Origin of the sequence: Shewanella waksmanii ATCC BAA-643 (genome assembly GCF_000518805.1) — a bacterium.
Taxonomy (GTDB): domain Bacteria; phylum Pseudomonadota; class Gammaproteobacteria; order Enterobacterales; family Shewanellaceae; genus Shewanella; species Shewanella waksmanii.
Window position 1 is genome coordinate 63,737 of the sequence record NZ_KI912500.1, and the last position, 6,094, is coordinate 69,830.

The following is a 6,094-nucleotide window of genomic DNA, read 5'->3' on the forward strand; positions in this document are numbered from 1 at the left end:
GGGTGGCTTTGTTGTTTTTAAGGATCCGTGCCTTGAAAAAGGTATAATCGACACCATATATGCAGCCATAACCTTTAAGGCAGAGAATTAATCATGTTAGATACTAAATTTGATGAGTTAATGGAATTTCCAGCCTCATTCCCATTTAAAGTTGTTGGTGACGCAGATGAAGCACTAGCAGACAAAGTGGTTGCTGTTGTGCAAAAACATGCACCAGGTGACTATGCGCCTACCACCAAAGCATCTAGCAAAGGGACTTACTATTCAATTACTATCCGCGTCACTGTGATCAGTAAAGAACAAGTAGAAACTTTGTATACCGAGCTTGCCGCCATTGAAGGCGTAAAACGCGTACTTTAATTCAACAAAGTGTGATCTAGATTACATTTCGTCAAGATGGGGCGTATAATACGCCCACTTAATGTCCTAGGGGAGAGGTTGCCCTTGCAAGAACGTCCGCTTCACATACGCCATCTAGGCCGCCAAGACTATGAAACCGTCTGGCATGCCATGCAACACTATACCGATAATCGTGATGCAGAGAGTCAAGATGAGTTATGGATTGTTGAACACAACCCGGTGTTTACTCAAGGCCAAGCAGGTAAAAGCGAGCATATCCTTAATCCCGGCGATATTCCGGTAATTCAGGTAGATCGTGGCGGCCAAGTCACCTACCACGGACCTGGACAACTGGTCGTCTACCCACTGCTGGACATTAAAAGATTAAAAGTCGGCGTCAGACAATTAGTGACTGATATTGAACAGAGCATCATCCAGATGCTTGGCGAATACCAAATTGAAGCGTATGCCAAAGCCGACGCCCCTGGCGTTTATGTCGATGAGCGCAAAGTTGCTTCATTAGGACTCAGGATCCGTAAAGGTTGCTCTTTCCATGGCCTCGCACTAAATGTGGATATGGACATGAGCCCTTTTCAAAGAATTAACCCGTGTGGGTATGCTGGAATGGAGATGATCCAGTGCAAAATGATTAATGGTCCGCAAACAGTAAAGGAAGCGGGAGACCAATTAGTCGATAAATTTAGCCAGATCTTAGGCTTCCAAGAACTAGTTCATCATCAAGGATTAGCACAGTCATATGAATAGGCCAGAAAGACTACAACCCGGCGTAAAATTACGTGATGCAGACAAAGTTTCACGCATTCCGGTAAAGGTCGTGCCCTCAGAGCGCGAAAACATGTTACGTAAACCTGACTGGCTACGCGTTAAACTGCCAGCTTCTAGTCAACGTATCGATGATATCAAGCAAGCACTACGTAAGAATGGACTGCACTCTGTCTGCGAAGAAGCCTCTTGCCCTAATCTGGCCGAGTGTTTCAACCACGGGACAGCAACATTTATGATTTTGGGTGCCATCTGTACCCGTCGTTGCCCATTTTGCGATGTTGCCCATGGCCGCCCTTTAAAGCCTGATGCGCAAGAGCCTAAGAAATTAGCCCAAACCATCAAGGATATGAAGCTCAAATACGTCGTAATCACCTCGGTAGACCGAGACGACCTTCGTGATGGTGGCGCACAACACTTTGCTGACTGTATTCGTGAAATCCGTATCCTTAATCCTGAAATCAAGATTGAGATTTTAGTACCGGATTTTCGTGGACGTATTGATGCTGCATTGGATATTTTGGCCACTGAGCCACCCGATGTATTCAATCACAACCTTGAGACCGCTCCCAAGCACTACCGTAAAGCGCGCCCAGGTGCTAACTATCAGTGGTCTTTAGATCTGTTGCAAAAGTTTAAGCAGCGCCACCCAAATGTGCCAACTAAATCAGGCCTAATGATGGGACTTGGTGAAACCAATGAAGAGATCGCTCAAGTACTACAAGACTTGCGTGCTCATGACGTTGAAATGCTTACCTTAGGTCAGTATCTGCAACCGTCAAAGTTCCATTTACCTGTAGAGCGCTACGTTCCGCCAGCAGAATTTGACGAGCTCAGAGAGTTTGCAGAGAAAATTGGCTTTACCCATGCCGCTTGTGGCCCAATGGTACGCTCAAGCTATCACGCCGATCTACAGGCACAAGGTAAAGAAGTAAAATAAGCCTTAATAATATAAAAAAAGCGCCTTTAAGGCGCTTTTTTATTAGCTAATCAATCTAGGGCTAATCCTAGCTCCATCAATATTGCATCTTCACGTCCATCAGCAGCAGGGTAATACCCAGCGCGCACAGAGGTTTGTTTAAAGCCTAACTTGCGATATAACTCAATGGCGCCGCTATTGCTGGCTCGAACCTCCAGCATGACTCTGTCAGCCGCTAAAGCGCGGGCTTTATCACAAGTAGTCATAAGCAACCGCCTCCCCAACCCTTTACCCTGTTGACTTGGCTCAATACAGATATCAATAATGGTGGCATCTTCAAACAACAAATACAAAATACATGCGCCAACGAGTGCTTGCCCGTCATAAAGCCCTAACACGTGGTAGAAGCGGCCAAAACAGCTATTAATCGTCTCCGTGGACATGGGGTACTGGTGACAGGATTGTGCCAGCCTAGTTAGCGCAGGTGTGCTGCTAGCATCGAGATCATCTATGCGATAACTTGCCACTATTTTATCGCTCATAAATCATCTGCCATAAGGCTTTTTTGGCTTCAACATTGCCCTCTAATTGGGCTAGCGGTGGTGACGATAATGTACAAGACACTTTCGGTAACTTACGAAGTCGCATATCCCAAAATACACCGCAATCTTTGCGATAACTCGTGGTGACATCAATGGCATTAGTGTCATGCTTTAATATCTGCATAACGCTAGCAATAATTGGGTGTTGCTCGTCAATCGCGCTACCAGCATCAATAAGAATCGATAAACGTTTATCAGCTGGTGACGCTTTTGACCAACGGTCTATTGCCATAGCATCTAAAAAGGCTTCTTTATCCAACAAGCTTACCTTGGTATTCAATGTATCTGATAGCTGAGTATATAAGGCGAATGGCCCTGTGCAAAACACAAATAGCCAACTTATAACGAGAATAGTAGAAAATAGAAAATAAACGTTCAGATAGCAAAAAGCCGTTCATTTCTGAACGGCTTCTCTGAATGTGGCAGGGGTGGCAGGACTCGAACCCGCAACCATCGGTTTTGGAGACCGCTGTTCTACCAATTGGAACTACACCCCTGTTGACGTGGGGCATTATGCTAAAACACCCCCAAAAGGTAAAGGACTTTTTAGCTAAAGATGCATTGATTGCAGCTTTTTCAGCCAAGAAGCCTCATTTTAAGTCATTTAGTCGCAAAAAGCGGCCATACTCGTCAAAACTACAAACCACAAGGTGACGGTAAAGCAGGTTGCATCGGCTTAACCCTGTCTACGAAAAGCTCCCCCGACGCTTGTAAGGTTCGCACATTTTGCTGCATTTCATTGAACTCTAGTACCTTATCAACTTGATGATAAACCCAATCCACATCTTGCTGATATTCACGCAACTCATCAGAATCAACAGGTCCGATAGAACCATCCGCGCCCTTAGGCATAAACCACAAGTTAAAGTTTATCGACATCGGTTTTTCCGGGGCGACTTTGTCCGAATGGGTGGAGATTAGCTCACCATCTACATAGTACTTTACCGAATCCGGCTCAACCGTCATCATCAGAACTCGCCAACCAGCATAGCCTCCGGGTTTGCGGGTGTATTCATTCACTTTAGTCCAGGGTTCTAACTGAAATGTTTCCCAAGTTGTGGTCCACATAGCACTGTCACTATTGCTTCCCCAGCCACCGTTGGGCAGGTACTCGAAATCAACCTCGCTGTAGCTTGGATCCATAGGGTACGCCAAGGGGCTAATGGTATAGAAGGTCTGAATCACCTCATCGCCATCAGGGCCATAATTGGGCTCGTCGCGAAAGAACACTCTCGCTGCATAGGTGCCATAAAGGTATTTACGCGCATGGCACACCTGCGTATGACGGGTGTTATCCGCCTCTCCTGCCGTGACTGACTTCATCGAAAACCCACCTGAGTTAGCCCCGCTAAGTTTGGGATGAAAACTCACCCCTCTGCAGACCAAGTCGCACCTTTGATGCCTGGATGTCCTGTCTCAGTCCTAGCTTTCCAGCCGTTTTCATTAAACTCTGCGATATTTTGATAATCGAAATCATCAAAAAATACCGCTGGCTTGGCATTTGTTAAACCAGTAAAAAAGACTCCTGCCAAACTAATAGCTAATAGCGACTTGCTGTACTTCATAATGCTCCCTTAATAATGACAACGCTGTCATCAAAACTTAACACTCAAACCTTAGATGTGTAATAACCCTTTAGTATTAGGAGTGAACGAACCCAAGATCTGGTAATTATCAACTAATTCTAGAACGCCGTTAGACTCGCCTTTCCCGGCTGTCCGCAACAAGAATCAACAGCACCTAGTTCATCCAAATTTCACTACAACTTCACTGTCAATTATGGCTATTTGATTGCGATATGAGTTGCAGTAGGGACAGGGAAAATCAGTAAGCTAACGCTTTTCCTCATTGTTGTTAGCGGTATTAAACGCGTTAGAGTTCAAGCCATTAATATGAATGAGCAAGAACAGCGCTACTCAGTATAGTTTTGAAGATAACTAGGAACTGTAAACGATAACTATATCCCACTGAGAGCCTATCAAACAATGTTGACCTAGAGACTTTTCTAAAACTAAGAAGCAAGGCATTAGTAGCTATAATGCAATAGCAAATGAGGCCCAACCCACTCACCTCAGCTTCTAGCGAGCTAGTCCCGTTTAGACATTTACTCGTCCTTATTCAAGTGCCACTGGCTTTGCAATGGCTATCCCATATTTAGTGCTTTAAATGACCTACTCGGTAAGCGCAGCGCACTCATGGGGCGAAGAAACTCCTATATGAATGCAACGCGTTCAGGAGCTTAGTGGTTTGTTGCGAAGCTGGAGGCGAGGCACACGGCCTTTCCTTGGCATCCATGCCATCAAGGCATTTGTTAGTCCTAAACATCAGATTTGCCGAATGCCAGAAACGCATGGACGCAATTTCTGGCCAAGCTCAGCGGCAGGGTGACGTAGGCCGTCTGGAAATGGCCAGCTTCGAGCGCGCTCTCCGCGCTACATAAGTGCAAACGCACTCACTTCGCCCTACTCCACATGGGTTTGAGCCTCACTACGTTCGGACTTTTTACTTCCCCATGTTCGAGTGTCATTTCAAAGCCCGTTAAACGAAAAAATCCCCAACACAAGCTGCTTGGGACTTATCGTTACTGTTTTGTGTTCACTTTTCTAAAAAGTGAAAACCAAAGTGACGCCTAAAAATGACCGACTCTCGTAGTTCGCGCAGCGAACACATGGGGGCGAAGAAGCCCTGCTTTGGATGCATCGCATTCAAGGGCTTTGAAGCGCGAGTAACTTATTACGAAGTGGAGAGCCCGCTCAGCGGCAGGGCGACGTAGGGAGTCGTTCTTTTCGCGCAGCGTATATACGAAAAAGCCCTAGCGATTTCTGCTAGGGCTTTTTCGTTACTGTTTTGCCTTCACTTTTCTAAAAAGTGAAAACCAAAGTGGCGTCTGGAAATGACCTACTCGGTTCGCGCTGCGAACACATGGGGGCGAAGAAGCCCTGCTTTGGATGCATCGCATTCAAGGGCTTTGAAGCGCGAGTAACTTGTTACGAAGCTGGAGGCGAGGCACACGGAAGTGCCGAATGCCAGAAACGCATGGACGCAGTTTCTGGCCAAGCTCAGCGGCGGGGCGACGTAGGGAGTAGGTATTGCACACACGTGCTTAAGTGGATAAGCCACCTAATATAAATACTGACTCATTCGAGCCATTAACTAGCCTATTTTATTATGCTTGTCTAGTCCTAAAATAGGTTGACGGTTTTTATTAAGCCAGTTGGTATTCCCAACTGGCTTTTTCATGCACCTCATTTGGGGTTTTCATTCCTAAACTAAGGTGCGGCCGTAATTGATTATAAATCTCTATCGATTCCTTGATTAAAACGCCAAGCTCTTTCATCGTTCTGCAGCGATTAAGCAAAAACTCTTGCTTCAAAATACCATTCACACGCTCTGCTTGTGCATTTTGGTAGCAGTCATATCCATCTGTCATTGATGGGGTCATTCCATAGGC

At 45.8% G+C, this 6,094-nt stretch carries 8 protein-coding genes and 1 tRNA gene; 3 read left to right on the forward strand and 6 right to left on the reverse strand.

All coding sequences use genetic code 11. The features are described from left to right. The first annotated feature begins 93 nt into the window (after positions 1 to 93). From ybeD to lipA, 3 genes are all read left to right on the forward strand, one after another. Positions 94 to 360, forward strand: coding sequence for a DUF493 family protein YbeD (ybeD, locus tag L865_RS0122395; protein WP_028775263.1), 267 nt, complete (start codon positions 94 to 96; stop codon positions 358 to 360). Between the two features lie 84 nt (positions 361 to 444). Then, positions 445 to 1,104: a lipoyl(octanoyl) transferase LipB gene (lipB, locus tag L865_RS0122400; RefSeq protein WP_028775264.1), complete on the forward strand. Its 660-nt coding sequence runs from the start codon at positions 445 to 447 to the stop codon at positions 1,102 to 1,104. After that, positions 1,097 to 2,062 (forward strand): lipoyl synthase, encoded by a 966-nt coding sequence (lipA, locus tag L865_RS0122405; RefSeq protein ID WP_028775265.1) that lies wholly within the window; start codon positions 1,097 to 1,099, stop codon positions 2,060 to 2,062. Before lipB ends, lipA begins: the two co-directional genes overlap by 8 nt. 50 nt (positions 2,063 to 2,112) lie before the next feature. On the opposite strand, the gene rimI is transcribed toward lipA, so the two are convergent. From rimI to L865_RS0122430, 6 genes are all read right to left on the reverse strand, one after another. After that, the gene (rimI, locus tag L865_RS0122410) at positions 2,113 to 2,583 is read right to left on the reverse strand and encodes a ribosomal protein S18-alanine N-acetyltransferase (protein ID WP_084632621.1); all 471 of its coding nucleotides are present in this window, start codon (positions 2,581 to 2,583) and stop codon (positions 2,113 to 2,115) included. Continuing rightward, positions 2,573 to 2,902, reverse strand: coding sequence for a DNA polymerase III subunit psi (locus L865_RS0122415; RefSeq protein WP_028775267.1), 330 nt, complete (start codon positions 2,900 to 2,902; stop codon positions 2,573 to 2,575). Before L865_RS0122415 ends, rimI begins: the two co-directional genes overlap by 11 nt. A gap of 161 nt (positions 2,903 to 3,063) precedes the next feature. Continuing rightward, positions 3,064 to 3,140, reverse strand: a tRNA-Trp gene (locus L865_RS0122420). 139 nt (positions 3,141 to 3,279) lie between these two features. Continuing rightward, a complete protein-coding gene (locus L865_RS24400; RefSeq protein ID WP_051484766.1) occupies positions 3,280 to 3,966 on the reverse strand; it encodes a glycoside hydrolase family 16 protein in 687 nt (228 codons plus the stop codon). Between the two features lie 44 nt (positions 3,967 to 4,010). Next, positions 4,011 to 4,208, reverse strand: a complete 198-nt coding sequence (locus L865_RS25810; protein WP_051484767.1) for a hypothetical protein — start codon at positions 4,206 to 4,208, stop codon at positions 4,011 to 4,013. A gap of 1,640 nt (positions 4,209 to 5,848) precedes the next feature. Next, a partial coding sequence (locus L865_RS0122430) for an integrase core domain-containing protein (RefSeq protein WP_028775268.1) occupies positions 5,849 to 6,094 on the reverse strand: 246 nt, incomplete at its 5' end.

What these genes read in the sequence shown, in the direction of transcription:
- L865_RS25810 (WP_051484767.1), bottom strand. Translation starts at nt 4,208, where the DNA reads ATGAAGTACAGCAAGTCGCTATTAGCTATTAGTTTGGCAGGAGTCTTT.
- rimI (WP_084632621.1), bottom strand. Translation starts at nt 2,583, where the DNA reads ATGAGCGATAAAATAGTGGCAAGTTATCGCATAGATGATCTCGATGCT.
- ybeD (WP_028775263.1), top strand. Translation starts at nt 94, where the DNA reads ATGTTAGATACTAAATTTGATGAGTTAATGGAATTTCCAGCCTCATTC.
- L865_RS24400 (WP_051484766.1), bottom strand. Translation starts at nt 3,966, where the DNA reads ATGAAGTCAGTCACGGCAGGAGAGGCGGATAACACCCGTCATACGCAG.
- lipA (WP_028775265.1), top strand. Translation starts at nt 1,097, where the DNA reads ATGAATAGGCCAGAAAGACTACAACCCGGCGTAAAATTACGTGATGCA.